This is a genomic window from Saccharopolyspora sp. NPDC000995 (assembly GCF_053599315.1).
Window position 1 is genome coordinate 1 of the sequence record NZ_JBSFLZ010000132.1, and the last position, 19,584, is coordinate 19,584.

At 68.6% G+C, this 19,584-nt stretch carries 26 protein-coding genes; 14 read left to right on the top strand and 12 right to left on the bottom strand.

Features of this window, described 5'->3' with window-relative positions:
* Nucleotides 1-518 precede the first annotated feature (518 nt).
* Nucleotides 519-1,127: a dTDP-4-dehydrorhamnose 3,5-epimerase family protein gene (locus tag ACWDKQ_RS30025; RefSeq protein WP_450142136.1), complete on the top strand. Its 609-nt coding sequence runs from the start codon at nt 519-521 to the stop codon at nt 1,125-1,127.
* A gap of 4 nt (nt 1,128-1,131) precedes the next feature.
* Here ACWDKQ_RS30025 and ACWDKQ_RS30030 read toward each other — a convergent pair whose 3' ends face one another.
* Nucleotides 1,132-1,446 (bottom strand): S24/S26 family peptidase, encoded by a 315-nt coding sequence (locus tag ACWDKQ_RS30030; protein WP_450142137.1) that lies wholly within the window; start codon nt 1,444-1,446, stop codon nt 1,132-1,134.
* Nucleotides 1,447-1,524: 78 nt separating this feature from the next.
* On the opposite strand from ACWDKQ_RS30030, the gene sodN reads away from it, so the two are divergent.
* On the top strand, nt 1,525-1,932 hold the full coding sequence (gene sodN, locus ACWDKQ_RS30035; protein WP_450142138.1) for a superoxide dismutase, Ni: 408 nt from the start codon (nt 1,525-1,527) through the stop codon (nt 1,930-1,932).
* A 113-nt stretch (nt 1,933-2,045) separates the two neighbouring features.
* Here the strand turns inward: sodN and ACWDKQ_RS30040 are convergent, their stop codons facing one another.
* Nucleotides 2,046-2,333, bottom strand: a complete 288-nt coding sequence (locus ACWDKQ_RS30040) for a hypothetical protein (protein WP_450142139.1) — start codon at nt 2,331-2,333, stop codon at nt 2,046-2,048.
* A gap of 192 nt (nt 2,334-2,525) precedes the next feature.
* Between ACWDKQ_RS30040 and ACWDKQ_RS30045 the strand changes: the two genes are divergently transcribed.
* The 3 genes from ACWDKQ_RS30045 (at nt 2,526) to ACWDKQ_RS30055 (ending at nt 4,035) form a co-directional block, all read left to right on the top strand.
* A complete protein-coding gene (locus tag ACWDKQ_RS30045) occupies nt 2,526-2,699 on the top strand; it encodes a hypothetical protein (RefSeq protein ID WP_450142140.1) in 174 nt (57 codons plus the stop codon).
* Nucleotides 2,700-2,896: 197 nt separating this feature from the next.
* Nucleotides 2,897-3,493 carry a histidine phosphatase family protein gene (locus tag ACWDKQ_RS30050; protein WP_450142141.1) on the top strand — a complete coding sequence of 199 codons (597 nt, stop codon included), beginning with the start codon at nt 2,897-2,899 and terminating at the stop codon, nt 3,491-3,493.
* Between the two features lie 74 nt (nt 3,494-3,567).
* Nucleotides 3,568-4,035 carry an N-acetyltransferase family protein gene (locus ACWDKQ_RS30055; RefSeq protein ID WP_450142142.1) on the top strand — a complete coding sequence of 156 codons (468 nt, stop codon included), beginning with the start codon at nt 3,568-3,570 and terminating at the stop codon, nt 4,033-4,035.
* 9 nt (nt 4,036-4,044) lie between these two features.
* Here ACWDKQ_RS30055 and ACWDKQ_RS30060 read toward each other — a convergent pair whose 3' ends face one another.
* Nucleotides 4,045-4,476, bottom strand: coding sequence for a hypothetical protein (locus ACWDKQ_RS30060; RefSeq protein WP_450142143.1), 432 nt, complete (start codon nt 4,474-4,476; stop codon nt 4,045-4,047).
* A 426-nt stretch (nt 4,477-4,902) separates the two neighbouring features.
* Between ACWDKQ_RS30060 and ACWDKQ_RS30065 the strand changes: the two genes are divergently transcribed.
* Nucleotides 4,903-5,829 (top strand): diacylglycerol/lipid kinase family protein, encoded by a 927-nt coding sequence (locus tag ACWDKQ_RS30065; protein ID WP_450142144.1) that lies wholly within the window; start codon nt 4,903-4,905, stop codon nt 5,827-5,829.
* A 248-nt stretch (nt 5,830-6,077) separates the two neighbouring features.
* Entirely contained in the window at nt 6,078-6,332 is a 255-nt protein-coding gene (locus ACWDKQ_RS30070; RefSeq protein WP_010304783.1) for a WhiB family transcriptional regulator, read from the top strand.
* 285 nt (nt 6,333-6,617) lie between these two features.
* Here the strand turns inward: ACWDKQ_RS30070 and ACWDKQ_RS30075 are convergent, their stop codons facing one another.
* Entirely contained in the window at nt 6,618-8,111 is a 1,494-nt protein-coding gene (locus tag ACWDKQ_RS30075) for a sensor histidine kinase (RefSeq protein ID WP_450142145.1), read from the bottom strand.
* Between the two features lie 30 nt (nt 8,112-8,141).
* Nucleotides 8,142-8,315: a biotin/lipoyl-containing protein gene (locus ACWDKQ_RS30080; RefSeq protein ID WP_450142146.1), complete on the bottom strand. Its 174-nt coding sequence runs from the start codon at nt 8,313-8,315 to the stop codon at nt 8,142-8,144.
* A gap of 206 nt (nt 8,316-8,521) precedes the next feature.
* Here ACWDKQ_RS30080 and ACWDKQ_RS30085 point away from each other — a divergent pair, with 206 nt between their 5' ends.
* Nucleotides 8,522-8,599, top strand: coding sequence for a 50S ribosomal protein bL37 (locus ACWDKQ_RS30085; RefSeq protein WP_371812874.1), 78 nt, complete (start codon nt 8,522-8,524; stop codon nt 8,597-8,599).
* A 73-nt stretch (nt 8,600-8,672) separates the two neighbouring features.
* On the opposite strand, the gene rsrA is transcribed toward ACWDKQ_RS30085, so the two are convergent.
* Together rsrA and ACWDKQ_RS30095 are read right to left on the bottom strand one after the other, a co-directional pair.
* A complete protein-coding gene (rsrA, locus tag ACWDKQ_RS30090; RefSeq protein WP_450142147.1) occupies nt 8,673-9,005 on the bottom strand; it encodes a mycothiol system anti-sigma-R factor in 333 nt (110 codons plus the stop codon).
* Nucleotides 9,002-9,706, bottom strand: coding sequence for a sigma-70 family RNA polymerase sigma factor (locus ACWDKQ_RS30095; protein ID WP_450142148.1), 705 nt, complete (start codon nt 9,704-9,706; stop codon nt 9,002-9,004). Before ACWDKQ_RS30095 ends, rsrA begins: the two co-directional genes overlap by 4 nt.
* A gap of 227 nt (nt 9,707-9,933) precedes the next feature.
* Between ACWDKQ_RS30095 and ybaK the strand changes: the two genes are divergently transcribed.
* Nucleotides 9,934-10,410 carry a Cys-tRNA(Pro) deacylase gene (gene ybaK, locus ACWDKQ_RS30100; RefSeq protein WP_450142149.1) on the top strand — a complete coding sequence of 159 codons (477 nt, stop codon included), beginning with the start codon at nt 9,934-9,936 and terminating at the stop codon, nt 10,408-10,410.
* A gap of 60 nt (nt 10,411-10,470) precedes the next feature.
* Here the strand turns inward: ybaK and ACWDKQ_RS30105 are convergent, their stop codons facing one another.
* From ACWDKQ_RS30105 to ACWDKQ_RS30115, 3 genes are read right to left on the bottom strand one after another with little or no spacing between them, the layout of a single operon-like run.
* Nucleotides 10,471-11,082, bottom strand: coding sequence for an alpha/beta hydrolase family protein (locus ACWDKQ_RS30105; protein WP_450142150.1), 612 nt, complete (start codon nt 11,080-11,082; stop codon nt 10,471-10,473).
* Nucleotides 11,079-11,795 carry an SOS response-associated peptidase gene (locus ACWDKQ_RS30110; protein ID WP_450142151.1) on the bottom strand — a complete coding sequence of 239 codons (717 nt, stop codon included), beginning with the start codon at nt 11,793-11,795 and terminating at the stop codon, nt 11,079-11,081. The genes ACWDKQ_RS30105 and ACWDKQ_RS30110 overlap by 4 nt, the downstream gene beginning before the upstream one ends.
* Nucleotides 11,796-11,833: 38 nt before the next feature.
* Entirely contained in the window at nt 11,834-12,598 is a 765-nt protein-coding gene (locus ACWDKQ_RS30115; protein ID WP_450142152.1) for an SOS response-associated peptidase, read from the bottom strand.
* 207 nt (nt 12,599-12,805) lie between these two features.
* Between ACWDKQ_RS30115 and aroA the strand changes: the two genes are divergently transcribed.
* From aroA to ACWDKQ_RS30135, 4 genes are all read left to right on the top strand, one after another.
* A complete protein-coding gene (aroA, locus tag ACWDKQ_RS30120) occupies nt 12,806-14,074 on the top strand; it encodes a 3-phosphoshikimate 1-carboxyvinyltransferase (RefSeq protein ID WP_450142153.1) in 1,269 nt (422 codons plus the stop codon).
* Nucleotides 14,075-14,093: 19 nt separating this feature from the next.
* Nucleotides 14,094-15,104, top strand: a complete 1,011-nt coding sequence (rsgA, locus tag ACWDKQ_RS30125; protein WP_450142154.1) for a ribosome small subunit-dependent GTPase A — start codon at nt 14,094-14,096, stop codon at nt 15,102-15,104.
* A 158-nt stretch (nt 15,105-15,262) separates the two neighbouring features.
* Nucleotides 15,263-16,123, top strand: coding sequence for a hypothetical protein (locus ACWDKQ_RS30130; protein WP_450142155.1), 861 nt, complete (start codon nt 15,263-15,265; stop codon nt 16,121-16,123).
* Between the two features lie 81 nt (nt 16,124-16,204).
* A complete protein-coding gene (locus ACWDKQ_RS30135) occupies nt 16,205-16,456 on the top strand; it encodes a hypothetical protein (RefSeq protein ID WP_450142156.1) in 252 nt (83 codons plus the stop codon).
* A 179-nt stretch (nt 16,457-16,635) separates the two neighbouring features.
* Here the strand turns inward: ACWDKQ_RS30135 and ACWDKQ_RS30140 are convergent, their stop codons facing one another.
* The gene (locus tag ACWDKQ_RS30140; RefSeq protein WP_450142157.1) at nt 16,636-17,139 is read right to left on the bottom strand and encodes a DUF6912 family protein; all 504 of its coding nucleotides are present in this window, start codon (nt 17,137-17,139) and stop codon (nt 16,636-16,638) included.
* Complete coding sequence (locus ACWDKQ_RS30145) at nt 17,136-18,569, bottom strand: WS/DGAT/MGAT family O-acyltransferase (protein WP_450142158.1); 1,434 nt, start codon at nt 18,567-18,569, stop codon at nt 17,136-17,138. The genes ACWDKQ_RS30140 and ACWDKQ_RS30145 overlap by 4 nt, the downstream gene beginning before the upstream one ends.
* Before the next feature lie 85 nt (nt 18,570-18,654).
* Here ACWDKQ_RS30145 and ACWDKQ_RS30150 point away from each other — a divergent pair, with 85 nt between their 5' ends.
* Complete coding sequence (locus ACWDKQ_RS30150; protein WP_450142159.1) at nt 18,655-19,419, top strand: TrmH family RNA methyltransferase; 765 nt, start codon at nt 18,655-18,657, stop codon at nt 19,417-19,419.
* Nucleotides 19,420-19,584: the final 165 nt, after the last annotated feature.

The following is a 19,584-nucleotide window of genomic DNA, read 5'->3' on the forward strand; positions in this document are numbered from 1 at the left end:
GCCCTCGTGCGCCGCGAAGATCTCCTCGTTGGTCAATTCGGCACCGACTCCGCTCGCGGTGCTGTCGTTCACGGTGGTCACGGCGTCCCTCCTGTAGCCATGCCTGCGGCCCGGACGCATTCCAGGCCGGGCGGACCGGGCGGCAGTTCGCCACCCGTGCGGCGTCGCCTGCCCTTGCGTGCCGGACAGGCGAACGTCTTGAAATGACCGAGACCTGCCGCCCTGGTCGGACAGCGGCTCGGCGGACGCTGCGGTTCGAACAGTGTGCCAGGCCGCGAGATCACTGTCAGCGACCGGGATCACACAACCTCACCAGCAGGTTCAACAACTTGTCAATGGCACATGGCAGTACGCGCGTCCTATTTGGATCGGGATTGCGGCAGTACGTGTGTCCTGTTTCAGTACCCCATTCCGCAGTACGTACGTCCGTTTTGAATACGGTGATCAATGGCTCGCATAACCCATATCAACTCCGCCCCAGCGAACCGCATTCCAACCAACCTCATAGGCTTTCGGCCGTGCAGGTACGTCGACTCGAGATCACGGGTGCATACGAGTTCACCCCGAAGGCCTTCCCCGACCACCGGGGCCTGTTCGTGGCCCCGTTCCAGGAGGCGGCGTTCGTCGACGCCACGGGGCACCCGCTGCGAGTCGCGCAGACCAACCACAGCGTCTCGGCACGCAACGTCATCCGCGGCGTGCACTTTTCGGACGTGCCGCCGGGCCAAGCGAAATACGTGTACTGCCCGCGGGGCGCGCTGCTCGACGTGGTCATCGACATCCGGGTCGGTTCCCCGACCTTCGGCCGCTGGGAGACGGTGCGGCTCGACGACACCGAGTACCGCGCCGTCTACCTGGCTGAAGGACTCGGGCACGCGTTCGCCGCGCTGACCGACGACACCGTGATGACCTACCTCTGCTCGACGCCCTACAACCCAGGCACCGAGCACGGCATCGACCCGTTCGACCCGGGACTGGCGCTGCCGTGGTCCGACCTCGACGGTGAACCGATCCTGTCCGAAAAGGACCGGGCCGCCCCGAGCCTGGCGGAAGCCGCCGACAAGGGCCTTCTTCCGGACTACGAAACATGCCTCGCCCACTACGAAAGCCTCCGCAGCTCCGGCTGAACGGTCACCGCAAGCGGCCCGGCATCGGCCAGAGGCGCCACCGAATGACGCCGAGCACCTCGGCCGGCCCGAGCTCCCGCGAGTCCGTCGAGCCGAAGTTGTTGTCGCCCTCGACGTGCCAGCCACCGCCTTCGCGGCGCAGCGCGCGCTTCACCGACAACTGCCCCGGCCGCTGGGCCCAACGCACCAGCACGACGTTCCCCGGCCGGGCGGAACCCCGAAGCCGGAGCAGCACCACGTCGCGATCCCGCAGGGTGGGAACCATGGACGGCCCGCGCACCAGCAACCGCCGCCAGGGCCAGCACCCGAGGGATTTCACAGCCACCTCCAGTAGGACGTCGAGGATCTTCAAGAGTAGGGTCGGGCCTGTCGGAGCACTCACTGTCAGGGAGGAATCATGCGACTCCTGTCGCGAATCCTCAGCCCCCGCCTAGAGGCGACCGCGCACTGCGACCTGCCGTGCGGCGTGTACGACCCGGCGCAGGCGCGGATCGAAGCTGAGTCCATCAAGGCGATCCAGGAGAAGTACGCGGCCAATGAGGACCCGGAGTTCCGCACTCGCGCGATTCTGATCGCCGAGCAGCGCTCCGAGTTGGTCAAGCACCACCTGTGGGTGCTGTGGACCGATTACTTCAAGCCGCCGCACTTCGAGAAATACCCGCAGCTGCACGAGCTGATCAACAAGGCCACCAAGGCCGCGGGCGCGGCCGGGACCAAGGGTTCCATGGAGGCCAAGTCCGGTCAGCAGCTGCTCGACTACATCGCCGAGATCGACAAGATCTTCTGGGAGACCAAGCAGGGCTGAGCGCTGCAGTCAGGACGCCGACCAGCGGGGACCACTCCGCGGGTCGGCGTCCTTTTCCATCGGGCGCCTTCCGGCCCGGCCTTCGGCCCGGGGGCAGACTGCGTGGGTGGGACTCAACGGCGGGTGGACTGCGCCGAGACGGGCGCGCTTTGCCAGGCGTACCCGCTCGACAAACGCGCCACCGCGTCCGTCTGCGTCAGGCCCGGCAACGAAGGCAATGCCGTACTCGCGCCGTGCGGCACCTGCCAGGAGTGGCTTCCCGCTGTGGGGATCCCGGCGTCCAGGTCGCGGTGGCGGATCCGGGAAATCCCCGGGTTGGCCGGCGCGGACGCTGCTCGAGCTGAACCCGTTCTACTGGGAACCCGGTTCTCCGACGACGGCAGCTGGCCCTCCGCCGCCATCCAACTCTCCTGGCAACTCCCAGGCCGGGCGGAAAATCGAATGCACCCGCGCGCGGCGGTGTCCACAATTGACAGCCGTGGACGTTTCGGAACCGACGCGGCTCGGGGAGCACGAACTCTCCGACGGGCACCGCGGTCGCGACGAGCCAGCGGCCCGGGTTCGCCATCGACGTCGATGCGCTGGGAGTTCGGTTGATCTCGGTGGACCGCCCCGGCTTGCGTGCCTCCGATGCCGCACCGGACGCACGCTTCGCAACTGGGCCGACGACATCGACGAATTCGCCGCTGGGCCAGGGATCGACATCAGGGATCGACGGTCTCTCGGTCGTCGGCTACCCGGTCGTCGGCTACCCGGCCGTCGGCTAGTGTCCGCGGGCATCGACATGGCACTGTCGCTGGTGGCCAGGCTCTGAGGCGAGTACACCGCGAAGATGATCCAGCGGATGCTGGAGTACGACCCGCAGCCGCCATTCGACACCGGCTCGCCCGAGAAGGCAGGCCCCGCGCTGGTTGCCACGGCGCTGGAGCGGTAGGCCCCGCGCAGCGCGGTTACGCTCGGAGCCGTGGCACAGGACGAGCACCGCGTTTATGTCCTCCGGCACGGCACGACCGAGTGGTCCCAGACCGGTCAGCACACCAGCCGTTGCGACATCCCGCTCACGGTCGAGGGCGAGCTGCGGGCGCGGCAGGCCGGGCAGACGCTGTCCGCGTTGCGCCCGGCCGGACCGGTCGTGGTGCTCGCGAGCCCCCGGCAGCGCGCCCAGCGCACGGCGACGTTGGCCGGGCTGGCCGACGTGGTCAGCGAACCGCTGCTCGCCGAGTGGGCTTACGGCGACTACGAAGGCCTGACCATACAGCAGATCCGCGAGCAGGTACCGGACTGGACGGTGTGGACGCACCCCTGCCCGGGCGGGGAAACAGCGGCGGACGTCACCGCGCGCGCCGACAAGCTGCTGACCCGCATCGCGGCCGCCGGTTCGGACGTGGTCCTGGTGGGACACGGCCACTTCAGCCGCTGCCTGATCGCGCGCTGGCTCGGGCTGCCGGCCACTTCAGGGGTGCACTTCGCGCTGGATCCCGCCGGGGTCACGGTGCTCGGCCACGAGCGCGGCGTCCCGCAGGTGGAGCGGTCGAACATCCCGCCCTGGCAAGAGGGCTGACCGGGTAATCCGTTGCGCTGGCTGGTGCGCGCCCCCGAATATTCTGGGGCGACGCAACTCATGTGGAGGTATCGATGATCCGCCGGGCGACCCGAGCCGACGTACCCCCCATGGTCGGGCTGGTGCACGAACTCGCGCTCTACGAGAAGGCGCCGGAGCTGTGCCACCTGACCGAGCAGCAGCTGCGGGACGCGCTGTTCGGCCCAACGCCGGCGCTGTTCGGCCATGTGGCCGAAGTGGACGGTGCGATCGTGGGCCTTTCCCTGTGGTTCCTGAACTTCTCCACCTGGGAGGGCGTGCACGGCATCTACCTGGAGGACCTCTACGTCCGCCCCGAGCACCGCGGCTCCGGTCTCGGCAAGGCGCTGCTGCAGACCCTGGCGCAGGAATGCGTCCAGCGCGGCTACGCACGGCTGGAGTGGTCCGTGCTGAACTGGAACGAGCCCTCGATCAACTTCTACAAGGCGGCCGGCGCGATCCCGATGGACGAGTGGACCGGGTACCGCCTCACCGGCGACGCGCTGCGCAACTTCAGCGCCTGACGCGCCGGCTCATTCGTCGCGATCGGCGTCGGGGGCGGTGCTCGATGAGAAGGACCAGGCCCTTCCCTCCCGGTTGAACAGCAACCACAGCACCGCGATCGCCGGCACCGCGATCACCAATGCGATCAGCGGCTGCGAGGACGGCCCGAACGCGTACCAGGCAGTGCCCAGCAGCAGCAGCTGCATCAGCAGGGCGGGCGTGCGCGCCCAGTGCTTACCCTTCCACAGGCCGATGCCAGCGGCCAGCACACCTCCTGCCAGCAGCGTGTAGTACCCGGCCTCGCCGTACATCTGGCCGCGCTCGAACTGCCCCACTCCCCCGATTTCGGGGGCGGTGCTGCGGACGAGCAGCGCCACGACGAAGATCAGCCCGGCCACCGCCTGCAGGGTGGTCAGGACACCCGCGATGCGGATGGTGCGCGGGACGGCTTCGGTCGGCACTCTCACGGTCGCCTTTCCCGGATCAAATCGGTGACTCTGCGTATGCGTCTTTCGATGGTAATACCGCCCGAACGCCGCCTGGCTGCGACCACTGTCACGCGCAATGATCGGCTCATGGCTCAAGCGGCGGTCGGGGATATCGGGGTGTCCTCGCGATCAGCCGTCGGCCGGGCAGGTACCGGCGGAGGACGGTCGGATGCGCTCCGGGGTTGCGCATCCGGGTTCCGCTGGATCTTGGTGGCAGTTAACGGCGCGGCGCACCCGTTCCTGGTGTCTCAGTCGGCCGACCCCACCGCAGCCCGGCACGCTGGCCGGTCAGCGTGCGGCCCGCTGCGGAAGGGGGATCACCGGGAGAACTGAACCGCGGTGGGACGCGGAACACCGGACGGTGCGTCGGCCCGCACGGGCCTCCCCTAGGCTTCGGTTGTGCGCGCCGTACTCGTCGTTAACCCGCAGGCGACGTCCACCACTGTGGCTGGCCGGGATGTCATCGCCCACGCGTTGGCCAGCGAGCTGAAGCTGGACATCGTCGAAACGCAGTACTGGGGCCACGCCTCCGAAACCGCGCGAGCGGCCGTCGAGGACGGCGTCGATCTGGTGATCGCGCATGGCGGCGACGGCACGGTGAACGAGGTTGTCAACGGCATGTTCTCGGCCGCCGACCTCGGCGATCAGGCGATGCCGACGTTGGGCGTGGTGCCCGGCGGCTCCGCGAACGTGTTCGCCCGCGCGCTCGGCCTGCCCAGGGACCCGGTCGAAGCTACCCACCGGCTGCTGCGCGCGGTGGCGGACGGCAGCGGGCGGATGGTCGGGCTCGGCAAGGCCGACGACCGGTGGTTCACCTTCAACGCCGGCGTGGGTTGGGACGCCGAGGTCGTCGCCGAGGTCGAACGGCAACGCTCCCGCGGCCAGAACGTGACCCCCGCCCTGTACGCGCGCACCGCGTTGAGCTGCTACTTCCGCATGGCGCGCCAGGCCCCGTTGATCAGCTTGCAAATCGGTCACGAAGAACCGATCCATCAACTACACAGCGTGTTCGTTTCGAACACCGATCCGTGGACGTATCTCGGGTCACGTCCAGTGCGCATGAGCCCCGACACCAGCTTCGACACCGGCCTCGGGGTTTTCGCATTGCGCAACATGAATACTTACCCTGTGTTACAACATGTAGCGGCGATGCTACGCGATAGAGGGAAACCACACCCGAGGAACTCAATTCAGCGTGCGGACGTAGGCCATCTCCGCGTAACCTGTACGGAGCCGTTGCGCCTGCAGGTCGACGGTGACTGCCTGGGCGAGCGTTCCGCGATCGAGTTTTTCTCCGTCCCGGATGCTCTCCGCGTCGCCGTATAACCTTCTCGTAACGGATGAACGTAGTTGTCGACTCGCGACCCCCGTCTGCGATCGATGACACACCGAAACCCCTGGTCAAGCCCTATCGATCTTTCAGGTGAGTTCCCTCACCGCGCGAGATCGAACTCTTGACATCGCGGCAGTTCGTGAAAGTATTCACAAGCACACGGACTCCGTGAAAGCATTCACAAACACCCCGAACGAAACGAGCGGCGCGCGTGGGCGCGCCTAGCGAGGAGCAAGGAACGATGGACTGGCGCCACCGTGCGGTTTGCCGTGACGAGGACCCGGAGCTGTTCTTCCCCGTTGGGAACAGTGGTCCTGCTGTGCTGCAGATCGCCGAGGCGAAGGCCGTTTGCCGCCGCTGTCCGGTCGCCTCCGAGTGCCTGGCTTGGGCACTGGAGAGCGGGCAGGACGCCGGCGTATGGGGCGGTATGAGCGAAGACGAGCGGCGCGCGCTGAAGCGGCGCAACGCTCGCACCCGGGCCCGCACCAACGCCTGAGTCGCGAAGCTCACTGAAAACGTGCCGGGTCGGTCACACCCCCGGTGGCCGACCGCACGTTTTCGCCCCGGTCGAACGAACGGCCATCGCACCCGACAATTCAAATCCCGACGAGATATCCGGCCGATCCGCGTCGATGTCGGCCCCGGCAGGAACCGTGAAGCTCTCCGTTCGATGAGCTGAGTTCCGCCAGGAACCTGACCCGATCGGCCAAGACACGCCACCCGACCGGCATGTCACCGGAGATCGACGCACCAGCGCGGCACTCCCACCCACGGGACGGCGTCAGCGCCGGTACTTCAGAGGCACCCGCAACACCGCCTCGGTACCGGGTTGCCGACCGCGACCGCGCAAGCTCAATGACCCTCGGAGCTCGGATTCCACGAGGGTCCGCACGATCTGCAGGCCGAGACGTTCGGCGCGTTCGAGGGAGAAACCCTTCGGAAGGCCGCGACCGTCATCGGAGATGACGACGTCCAGCCAACGCGCCGAACGCTCCGCCTGCACAACGACTTCACCGCCCTGGCCTTCCGGGAATGCGTGCTCGAAAGCGTTCTGCACCAATTCGGTGAGCACCATCACCAACGGCGTGGCCAGCTCCGCCGACACCACCCCGAAGCGACCCTCACGGCGCACCTTGACCCCGGTCTCCGCCGCGGCGACATCGCTCATCATCGGGATCACGCGGTCGACCACATCGTCGAGATCCACCCGCTCGTCCACCGACATCGACAGCGTCTCGTGGACCAGCGCGATCGACGTGACCCGCCGGACCGACTCGTCCAAAGCAAGCCGAGCCTCATTGTTCCCGGTCCGCCGCGCCTGCAGCCGCAGCAGAGCCGCCACCGTCTGCAGGTTGTTCTTGACGCGGTGGTGGATCTCGCGGATCGTCGCGTCCTTGGACATCAGCGCGCGGTCCCGGCGCTTGACCTCGGTCACGTCGCGCACCAGCACCAAAGCGCCGGCCTGCTGCCCGCGGGGCCGCAGCGGTAGCGCCCGGAACAGCACCGTCGCGCCCCGCGCCTCGGCCTCGATGCGCATGCTGGGCTGTCCGCCCATCGCTCGGCGGACGCGCTGCGCGACCTCGTCCGCGTCGAACGGATCGTTGAGCAGCGACCTGGTAAGCGGGGCGAGCTGCGCCCCCACCAGATCCGCGGCGTGGCCCATCCGGTGGTACGCGGAAAGCGCGTTGGGGCTGGCGAAGACCACTGTGCCGGAGCTGTCCAGGCGGATGAGGCCGTCGCCGACCCGCGGGCTGGTGTGCACATCAGGCGCCGGCTCCGGAGTCGGAAAGGTCCCGTCCGCGACCATCTGGCACAGGTCGGCCGCGCTGCCCAGGTAGGAAATCTCCAGCGGCGACGGCACTCGCGGCACAGCCAGGTTGGTGTCCCGGCTGAGCACCGCGACGATCTCGTCACCCAGCTTCACCGGGATCGTCTCCCGGCGCACCGGCACGCCCAGGTGCCAGCGCGGATCCTCCTCGCGGCAGATCCGGCCCTCCAGGGCGGCGCGCCGCAGCTGCGGGTGCTCTTCCTGGGTGACCTCGGTGCTGACGACGTCTTCCGGGTGGGCCGTCGGCGCCGTGGTCGGCCGCGCCTGAGCAACGCACAGAAACCGGCTTTCCGGTGCGCCCTGCGGGCCGATCGGGACCCAGAGAAGGAAGTCCGCGAAGGACAGGTCGGACAGCAGCTGCCATTCGGCGACCACGAGCTGCAGGTGGTCGGCGGCGGTGCCGGACAGTCCGGTGTGCTCGGCGAGCAGATCACTTAGCGTGGACAAGATCCGCCTCTCTTGGTCGGCGCGGCCGCGTCACTCCACGACCGCGATGAGATCGCCTTCCTGGACCACGTCGCCGGGCTTGACTGCCATCGCGCTGACCGTGCCCGCGACCTCGCTGAGCACCGGGGTCTGCATCTTCATGGATTCCACCAGCACCAGCGAGTCGCCCTCGCCGACCGACACCGCCAACACGTTGGCGACCATCTAGGCGCGGACCTCCTCAGCCATCGCGTTCTTCCTCGTCGTGGACCCGGTAGACCCCTAATTAGGAAACCACGACCGCCACCACCCGCCAGCGGCAGGTGGTGGCCATGTCAAACTGGATGCTCGAAACCCCAGCGGAGACCGGGTGGCCGCGAACGCCCATCCCCGGTCGGACTGGTCGGACAGGCGAACTTTAGGGAGAGGCCATGGGTAAGCGGGCCCGCAAGAAGAAGGACCGGCGCAAGAACAAGGCCAACCACGGCAAGCGCCCCAACGGCTCGTGAATTCGGCGGCGCCAGCCGTCGAAGACGATGAATGGCCCCGGACCGCGGTCCGGGGCCATTCATCGTCTTGCGGTCATTCCGCCGGTGTTCGCTTGGCCCGTACCTCCACCGAGGTGCCGTCCGGGCCGCGCTCGACGGTCACCTCCGCCTTGCGCAGCACTGCCTCCCGAATGGAGGCCCTAAGCCGGTCCTTCAGCTCCGTGGGGGCGTGCTCACCGCCGCACTTGCGATGCAGCAACGCCTTGATGTGCTCTTCGATGCCGAAGTGTTCGAGGCAGCTACCGCAACCGTCGAGATGCTGTTGCACCGCCGCGCGCCGCTGCTGGTCGCACTCGTTGTCCAGGAACAGCCACACTTCAGCGAGCACGTCCTCGCAGGAGGCTTCGTCGGGCCCGCCGCAATTCATTTAGTGCTCACCTCCCGCTTGGTCTCCCGCAAGAACCCGCGATCACGGGCGACGTCGGTGAGCATCTCACGCAGTTGCCGGCGACCACGGTGCAGCCTCGACATCACCGTGCCGATCGGTGTGCCCATGATCTGGGCGATCTCCTTGTACGCGAACCCTTCCACGTCCGCGAGGTAAACGACCATGCGGAACTCTTCGGCCAGCTGTTGGAGGGCAGCCTTCACGTCGGTGTCCGGCAGCCGGTCCAGCGCTTCGACCTCGGCCGAGCGCAGGCCGCTGGAGGTGTGGTTCTCGGCCTGGGCGAGCTGCCAGTCGGCGATTTCGTCGGTCGGCTGCTGCTGTGGCTGCCGCTGTCGCTTGCGGTAACCGTTGATGTAGGTGTTCGTGAGGATCCGGTACAGCCAGGCCTTGAGGTTCGTGCCCTGCGCGAACGACTTAAAGGCGGAGAAAGCCTTGAGGTAGGTCTCCTGGACCAGGTCCTCGGCGTCCTGCGCGTTGCGGGTCATCCGAAGTGCCGCGCCGTAGAGCTGGTCCAGCAGCGGCATCGCGTCCCGTTCGAAGCGGGCCGCGCGCTGCTCGTCGGTCTCCTCGCTGCGGTCGACCTCGGAGGAGCCGACCGTCGGCTCGATGTCGGCAGTGCTGAGCCGCCCGGCATCACCGGGCCGCCCGGTTGCGTCCGGGTGCTCTGGGGTGCTTGGCACCTGGCTCCTTTCCCGCCGCCTGGACGAGGTGACTGCAGGCGACGAACCCATGCGATCTTTAGCATGGTCCGTTTTCGAGGATACCCGCGCTCGCCTGCTGTTACCTGGCTGTGCCAGCAGTGCACGCTCGGGGCGATCCAGCACGCAGGTGTTCGTCGAATCCATCGTCACGAACCGTGCAACGCAACCTGCGTCAAAGGTTATTCCGGCCTTCTAGAGTGACGCGCATGGCAGGCAAGGGCACTCCGGCGACAGCGCTGTTGAGCAAGCGACGCATCTCTCACCGGGTGCACGCGTATGAGCACGATCCACGTGCCGAGTCTTTCGGGCTGGAGGCGGCCGAGGCGCTCGGCCAGCCTCCCGAGCGGATCTTCAAGACGCTGGTGGCGGAGGTCGACGGCAAGCTCACCGTCGGCGTGGTCCCGGTCACCGGGCAGCTCGACCTGAAGGCGCTCGCCGCTGTCGTCGGTGGGAAGAAGGCGAAGATGGCCGAGGTCGCCGACGCCGAACGCGCCACCGGTTACGTCGCGGGCGGGATCTCGCCGCTCGGTCAGAAGAAGCGGCTGACGGTGGTGATCGACAAGTCGGCGACGGGGTTCGAAACGATCTACTGCAGCGCCGGGCGGCGAGGCCTGGAGATCGAGCTGGCGGCCGACGACCTGGTCCGGCTGCTCGACGCCCGCATCGCCGACATCGCCAGCTGACCCGACACCGCGTTTACCGCAATTTCAAATGGTAATTGGAGGCCGGGACGCGGGCGAAGGCTAGTCGAGGAGGCGGAGGACTCGTCCGAGCCACTCCTGTGCCGCGCGGAAGACCGCGTCCACATCGGCCTTCAGCGAGTGGTCGCCGGGAACCAGCACCACTTCGCGGTTGTGCGACGGTTCCGGCTGGCCGAAGGCGTCCCGCTCGCCCTGCACTACCAGCACCGGAGCTTCCACCCCGTCGAGCTCACCGAGCCTCGACTTCTCCGGTTTGCCCGGCGGATGCACCGGGAACGCCAGGCACAGCACCGCCGACGCCGCGCCCGCCTCCGCGGTTCGGCAAGCCACCCGCGCCCCGGACGACCTCCCGCCGAAGATCAGCGGTAGATCCGCGAACCAGCGCTCGCCAAGGTCTTCCACCACCGCGAGCCACGCCGTGTCGAGCTGCTTGGACGGGGCGGGCGCCCGGCGCCCTGCGACCCGGTAGGGCTGCTCGATCAGCGCCACGTGCACCCCGGCTTCGGTCGCGGCCCGCGTCACCGCCACCAGGTCGGGGGTGGCTATGCCACCGCCCGCGCCATGTCCGAGCAGCAGCGCGGCGCGGCCCTCTTCGGCGCTGTGCAGTTCGGCCCGGGCCGGGCCGTGCGGCGTCTCGACCTCGAGCCTGGTCATGACTCGAACAATGCGGCTTGTTCGGCGGGTTCGGGCAGCGGCTCGACCCGTTCCAGCAGGTCCGGATGGTTGTTGCGCATGCTGTTCACCTCGGTGGAGACGGGGTGGATCGCTAGTTCGTCGAGCACCTCCCGCTGGGGTTCCAGCAGGTCCGTGATCTCGTTGCGCTGCGGGTCAAGCCAGTCGGCCCAACGGTGCTCGGGCAGCACCAGCGGCATGCGGTGGTGGATGTCAGCCAACTCGCCGACGGCATCGGTGGTGACGACCGCGCAGGTCACCAACGGCTGATCAGTGGAGTTCGGCGCCCACCAGGCGGAGAACACCGCGGCCATCGCCAGGTTGGCGCCGCTCTCGCGGGTGCACAGGTACGGCTGCCGACGCCGGTCACCAGGACGCCACTCGTACCAGCCGGTGGCGGGCATCAGGCAGCGGCGGCGTCGCGCCGAGTCCGCGAAGGCCGGCTTGGTGGTGATCGACTCGGCCCGAGCGTTGATCACGGGCGGGCCGCTGCCGACCTCCTTCGCCCAGGTCGGCACGAGGCCCCAGCGCACCGGCCGGATGCTGCGTTCGGCACCGCGCTGCACAACGATCGGCACCGTCTTGGTCGGTGTCACGTTGAAATCCGCGCCCACCGCACCGGCCGTGCGATCCGCCGCCGCGAACTCCTCGGCCAGCGCCGCCGGGTCGTGCCCGACGGCGTACCGACCACACATCAGAACTCACCCCGCGTTCGCCCGGCGCCCGAGCCGGCTCACTTCACGTCCGGATCCAAACCTACCGCGTGCGGTTGCTCGTCGAGCGACACGCGCTCCAGGAGCTTCGCGCCGTTGTTGCGGACGCTGTTGACCGCAGTCGACACCGGTCGGATCTCCAGTCCGTCGACCAGTTCCCGCGGCGGCGGGCCGAGCAGATCATTAACCTCCGGTAGGTCCGGATCGAGCCACTGCTCCCACGCAGTCGCCGGCAGCAGCAGGGGCATCCGGTCGTGCACGTCGGTCAACTGCCCGATCGCGCTGGTGGTGAGTACCGAGCAGGTCACCAGCGGCGGCGCGTCCTCGGCTTGGGGGTCGCGCCAGGACGCGTAGATCCCGGCCATCGCCAGGCTGGAACCGTCCGGGGAGGTCATGAAGAACGGTTGCTTCCGGCCGCCCTCGCGCTTCCACTCGTACCAGCCGTCGGCGGGCAGCAGGCACCGGTAGCGCTTGATCGAACTGCGGAAGGCGGGTTTGGTGGTCACCGTCTCCGACTTGGCGTTGATCATCCGGCTGCCGATGGACTTCTCCTTCGCCCACATCGGCACCAGGCCCCACCGCATCACCCGAATGGTGCGTTCGGCCCGTTCGAGGTCCCGATCACCGGCATCGTCGCGGGGGTGCCGCCGCACGACGCTGAACACGTTCTTGGTCGGCGCGACGTTGAAGTCCGCGCCCGGTGCTGCGCCGCCGGTGGCGTCCAACGCCGCGAACTCGGCCGCGAGCTTGCCCGGATCCTTCGTGGAGGCGTACCTGCCGCACATGCCTGGTCGAACCTCCGTCACCTCGTAGCGGAACGGTCGACCTCATCCTTGCAGCCCGGATCGCCGCAGGCGAGCGACATCGCTACCCGAACCGCGACGCCGACCACTGGCGCAACTCACGCCGCCACACGAACCGACCTGCGCAGATGCACCACCGGGTGGCCCCCACCGCTGAAAACGGGGAGCCGGGTGGGGGATCATTGCCCTATGACCCAGCTCTGGCCTGCTCCGGTCGCCCGCGGCGCGGTGCACGCGACCGTCCCGGTGCCCGGTTCGAAGTCCATCACCAACCGCGCGCTGGTGCTCGCCGCGCTCGCCGAGGAACCGTCGACCCTGCGCGCCCCGCTGCGCAGCAGGGACACCGAGCTGATGGCCGGGGCGCTGCGTTCCCTCGGGGTCGAGGTGCAGGACGGACCGGACGGCTCGTGGCTGGTCACCCCGTCCACGCTGCACGGTCCGGCCGGGGTCGACTGCGGCCTGGCCGGCACGGTCATGCGGTTCGTGCCTCCGGTCGCTGCCCTGGCAGTCGGACGGATCACCTTCGACGGTGATCCGCAGGCCCGCCAGCGCCCGCTGGGCACAGTACTCGACGCGCTGCGCGAGCTGGGGGCAGGAATCGACGGCAACGCTCTGCCGTTCGACGTGCACGGCACCGGGAAGCTCACCGGTGGCACGGTCACCATCGATGCGTCCGCGTCGTCGCAGTTCGTCTCCGGGCTGCTGCTGTCCGCGCCGCGGTTCGAGCAGGGCGTCACGGTGCTGCACCAAGGCACGCCGGTGCCGTCGCTGCCGCACATCGAGATGACGGTGTCGATGCTGCGCGTCGCCGGTGTCGACGTCGACGACCAGGAACCGAACGTCTGGCGGGTGGCACCGGGCAAGATCCACGCGCTGGACGTCGACATCGAACCCGACCTGTCCAACGCCACCCCGTTCCTCGCCGCCGCAGCGGTGACGGGCGGCACAGTGGCCGTGCCCGGTTGGCCGGCGCAGACCACGCAGGCCGGCGACGCCATCCGCGAAATCCTCCGGCAGATGGGCTCGCACGTGCAGCGGACCGAGGCCGGTCTGACCGTCACCGGCCCTGACGAACTCGCCCCGATCGACATCGACCTGCACGACGTCGGCGAGCTCACCCCGACGGTCGCGGCGCTGGCGGCGCTAGCCTCCGGCCGCTCGCAACTGCGCGGCATCGCGCACCTGCGCGGCCACGAGACCGACCGGCTCGCCGCGCTGCAGAACGAGCTCAACAAGCTGGGCGGCGCGGTCGAGCAGACCGAGGACGGGCTGCTGATCGAGCCACGTCCGATGACCGGCGGCAACTGGCACTCCTACGCCGACCACCGGATGGCCACGGCTGGCGCGATCCTCGGGCTGAGGGTGCCCGGTGTAGCCGTCGAGGACATCGCGACGACTGCCAAGACAATCCCCGACTTCCCGGGGATGTGGGCAACGATGCTCGGGGAAACGGCGTGAGCGCGGGGGCGGCGATCTGATGCGCAAGCGCGGTTGGCGGGATCTGGACGAGTCCGATGTGCGGGTGCGTCCCGGACGCCGCGGCAGCCGTCCGCGCAGCAAGCAACGTCCCAAGCACGCCGACGCCGCGGCCGCGATGGTCGTCGCGGTCGACCGCGGGCGGTGGACCTGCGCGTTGGAGGGCAATCCCGACCAGCTGGTCACCGCCATGCGGGCCCGCGAACTCGGCCGCACGCCGGTGGTGGTCGGGGACCGGGTCGACCTGGTCGGCGACATCTCCGGCAAGCCCGACACGCTGGCCCGCATCGTGCGGGTCGCCGACCGCACCAGCGTGCTGCGCCGCACCGCCGACGACACCGACCCCTACGAGCGGGTCGTGGTCGCCAACGCGGAACAGCTGGTCATCGTGACCGCGCTGGCCGATCCGCCGCCGCGCCCCGGTTTCATCGACCGCTGCCTGGTCGCCGCCTACGCGGGCGGGCTGACTCCGGTGCTGTGCCTGACCAAGGCCGATCTCGCCGACCCCGGCGAGTGGATCGACACGTACTCCTCTCTGGACATGCCGATCACGATCACCCGGCTGGACGCCGAACCCGAGGAGCTGCGCGCCCTGCTCACCGACCGGGTCTCCGCGCTGGTCGGCCACTCCGGGGTCGGTAAGTCCACATTGGTCAACCGGCTGGTGCCGGCCGCGGACCGGGCGACCGGCGAGGTCAGCGGGGTCGGCAAGGGCCGGCACACATCCACCTCGGCAGTCGCGCTGGCACTGCCTGAGCGGGGCGGCTGGGTGGTGGACACCCCAGGGATCCGCTCGTTCGGCTTGGCGCACGTCACCGCGGACGACGTGATCGCCGCGTTCGAGGGCTTCGCCGAAGCTGCTGAGGAATGCCCGTCGAACTGCGGTCACCTGGGCGGTTCCGACGATCCGGACTGCCACCTGGACACCTACGCGTCCGACGGCGGGAGCGTCGAACAGCTCGCCTCGCTGCGCCGCCTGCTGCGCTCCCGGGCCGGGCTCGACGAAGCCTGATCCCCCCGAACGGGTCGCGATCGTCCCCTGTGGTCTCACGACATCGTTGCTAGCGTTGGATTCGGTCTGCGCGGGTCGTTCTTCTTCCCGCGCCGCCAATACGGCGTGCGGACAACCGCACGAGCACAGTGCCGCCACCGGCCCGAGGAGCTCGCCCGATGCCACGAGCCAGCAGGACCGCGGTGTTGTCCGCTGGTCTCGCCCTGATCGCAGCACTCAGCGCCTGCGGCACCGAACCACTCCCGCAAGCCAGGGCGCTGATGGCCACCCAACCCGACCCTCGCCCCGCCGCGGGCACCATGTTGTCGCAGGTAATCGGCAAGGTCAATGAACGCGGCAGCGTGCGCAGCAGCGTTCACGGAAGCCTCGGCATGGTGGGCGAACTGGCCGCGGAAGGCACCGTCCACTACCGGGGGCCGCTGGCCGATCTCGCGTTCACCGGCCAGACCCTCGCCCCCGGGAACAAACCGCAGCGAATCGAACTGTCCATCGTGGATGGTGTCGGGTACCTGCAGACCCCGTTGACACGGCCCGCACCCGACAAGCCGTGGCTCAAGATCACCCCCGGCGGCGCGGATTTCGGCGCAAAACTCCTCAGTCCCGCACTGCACCAGCTGCACGAAGCCGTCGACCCGCGCGCCACCTTCAGCGGCATCGAAACCGCCACCCGCATCCAGCAGAGCGGGCCCGACACCATCGACGGCAAGCCGACCACCCGCTACGACCTGCGGGTCATCACGTCGCAGGCCGCCGACGTGGCCGCCGACCCGCAGCAGCGCGCCCAGTTCCGGCAGGCCGCCGACGACGGGGAAGTGGAACTCGGGTACCAGCTGTGGCTGGACGAAGCCGGCCTGCCCGCGCGGTTCGCGGCCAGCCAGGAAGTCGCGCAGGCCGGCAAGGTGTCGCTGACTTCGACCTACCGCGACTGGGGCGCGCCCACCGAGATCCCGGTGCCGCCGGCTGGACAAGTCGGCGTCTTCGAGGACCTGCCGCAGCAGGCCCAACAACCGCCGCGCTGATCGGGCTTCTGACAAACCGCCCTAAAAGGGCAACGCGGAATGTTACGTTCTGGGCATTGCAATCTTCATCCAGAGAAAACCGTGCGTCGCGCCGCAGTCGACGACCGGGACGCGACCCGTTACGAGATCGTGACCGACCTAAAGGCGGCCGTCGCCGGAGCCAAGGCCGATGAAAAGGCCGCGTGCGAGGCGCTGGTTGGAGCCGGGATCTCCGAGATCAAGCAGACCGTATGGCTGGACGCCGATGACCTGCCGGTCAAGGCCAACTCGACCGCGCCTGCGCTCAACGTGGCAGGCCAGCAGATCCCCGAGTCGACCATGACGGTGCGCTAAAGCGACTGGGACAAGCCGGTCCAGATCAACGTCCCGCCAGCGGAGCAGGTCCAGGAAAAGCAGCAGTGACGCCGCGGTGCGGCCCGAGGCACCCCGCCACGAGCCGCACCATCCGTCCACGTCGCCGCGCGACGCTTCGCCAATTTCACGTGGAATCGGCTACATCAATTCCAGATCGGCTACATCAATTCCAGCAGGAACGGCACTTCCTGAGGCGCGTACCAGGCTAGCTCGTGGTCCTCGGCCTCGCCGAGGGTGAAGTCCGCATCCGGGTCGCCGAGATCAGCCGCGTCGATGACCTCAGCCGCGGCGCGCACCGCCTCCTCAGCTTCCGTGGCGTCCACATGCACCGCCGCGAGTTGCCGCCACTGCACCGGCCCGGAAACCTTCACAACAGCGTGGTCTAGGTCCGGTCGCAGAGTCACGTCTTCGACATCGGCGGAGATCACCACCCGCCGGAGCTCCACCTTCTCGCCCGCGCCCAGGTCACCGGCGATCAACCGCAGCGACGCCCGAGCGGCTTCCCGCATCGCCGCGTACTCCAACTCCTCCGTGTCGCCGCTGGCATAGGACTCGCGCAGCGCCGGTGTCAACGCGAACGCTGTCCCGCCCAACGGCTGCAACTGCTTCTCCTCCACCAACCGCCGCAACATCGGCACCGTGGCGGGCAGGTAAACCCTCATGCGTCGACCGTCCCGATCATCTCGTCCACTGCTTCTCCGATCATCGCCGCGAGCACGTCCACATCGGGCATCGCATCCCGATCCGCGTTCAACCCGAAGTACACGCCGCCGTCGTAGGAGGTAACGCCAACTGACAGCGACTGGTTCTTGGCCAACGGCACCACCGGGAACATTTCCATCATCCTCGCCCCCGCCGCGTACAACGGCACCTGCGGTCCCGGAACATTCGTCACCAGCACGTTGAACAACCGGTCGGAGAACTGGTTCGCGACCCGCGCCCCCAACGCGTGCAGGGTCGGCGGGGCGAACCCGGACACCTTAACCAACGCACCGGCCGCCACCGACTGGCCGGACTCCGCGTGCGCCCGCATCGCGTGACTGACCTGGTGCAGCCGAACGATGGGGTTGCCCTCGCCGACCGGCAGGTCCACGAGGTAAGCCGACACTTTGCTGCCGACCGATCCGACCGGCAGGCTGCCGGTCTCCCGGTACGTCGCCCGCGCCTCGTCGTCGGCGCGGACCGACACCGGGACCATCGCGCGCACCGTCGTCGACGGGGTCACCACCTCACCGCGGGACAACAACCAGTTCCGCAACGCACCGGTCACTATCGTCAGCACCACGTCGTTGACTGTGCTGCCGTGGGCCTGGCGAACGGCGCGGAGATCGTCGAGCTTGGCCCTCGCGACGGCGAAACGGCGCTGAGTGGAAGTCGGCGCGTTCAGCGGCCCGCTCGGTGCCGGGACCACCGCCGTCCGCAGTGCCGAGGCGACGCCGCCGAGGGCCCTCGTGACCTTCTGCACCGTCGCGGTCGCGTCAGCCACCGCAGCCCGGACGTTCTCCACCACTTCACCGGGCCGCTGCACCGCATCGGTCATCGCCTCGACCAGCAGCTCGGCCAAGCTCGGCTCCGGACGCGGCATCCACAGCTCGTCAGCGTCCGGGACCTCCCGGTCGCGCTCCACGTCCAGGATCACCTGCCCGATGTCGATCGCGCCGATGCCGTCAACCATCGCCTGGTGGGTCTTGGTGATCACCGCCACCCGGTTCTTGGACAGGCCCTCCACCAGGTAGATCTCCCACAGCGGGCGGGTGTGGTCGAGCTTCCGGGACATCAGCCGGGCCGCCAGGTCGTGCAGCTGGTCGTCGTTGCCCGGCTTGGGCAGCGCCGAGCGACGCACGTGGTAGGTGATGTCGAAATCCTGGTCGTCCACCCACACCGGGCGGACGAGCCCACCCGGAACCTGCATCACCCGCTGCCGGTAGCGCGGCACGAGGCCCAGGCGGCGGTCGGTCAGCGCCAGCACCTTGTCGTAGTCGAACCCGGTGCGCGGGCGCCGGAACACCGCGACGCCGCCGACGTGCATCGGCGTCGTGTAGTCCTCCAGGTAGAGGAAGGAGGCGTCGACTGCGGAGAGACGATCGGACATGACCGCGATCCTGACACATAACCGGCCCGATCCCGAGGGGGTTCCAGTCGAGGTAGGCGTGGCAGCGCATGTGACACTTGGAGGCGTGACCAGCGAAGTTTCCCCGAAAGATCGATTCGTCACCGTCTACGGCCGAAAGCCTGTGCTGGAGGCGTTGGCGGACTACGACCTACGCGTGGACAAGGTGATCCTCGCCGAGGGGCTGCGCGGGCCGATCATCGAGGAGATCAAGGACGCCGCCGCGGACCGCGCGGTGAAGATCCAGCGGGCGAGCGCGCACCGGGTGAAGGTGCTGGCCGGGAACGGCCGGCACGACCAGGGCGTGGTGGCCGACGTGGTGGCGCGGAAGATGCGGCCGCTCTCGGACGCACTCGCCGAGCCCGCGCACGCGCCGCAAACCATTCTGCTGCTCGACGGTCTGACGACACCGGCGAATGTCGGGATGATTCTGCGCACCGCGACCGCGGCCGGGGTTGACGGGATCGTCGTCCCGCACCGCGGGGTCGCCAGCCTCGATCCGCTGGTCATCAAGGCTTCGGCCGGCGTAGCTTTCCACGCCCCGGTGCTGCGGACCAGGACGGCCGGCGAGGCAGCGGAGATGCTGAGCGAGGCGGGTTATCCGCTGTTCGCACTGGAGGCGTCCGCAGAGGAGAGCATCTTTGACGCCGACTTCGGGTCGCGCGCGGTGTTCGTGCTGGGCAGCGAGACCGCCGGGCTTTCGGAGGACGTGCAGACCCGCATCGCGCAGCCGCTGGCCATTCCGATGGCTGGAGGCGTGGAATCGCTCAACGTCGCCAGCGCCGCGGCGGTGCTGTGCTTCGAACTGCTCCGACGCAAACTGACTTCATGAGTCGTGGGTGGTAATGGTCGTCATCGGGTCGCCGACCATTACCACCCGCATGGACGCGCAATGGGATGCAGAAATGGGAAGGGGCCCCTTCTTCCGGTCCGGAAGAAGGGGCCCCTTTCAAATATTGTGTCGGCGGTGTCTTACTCTCCCACACCCTGTCGAGTG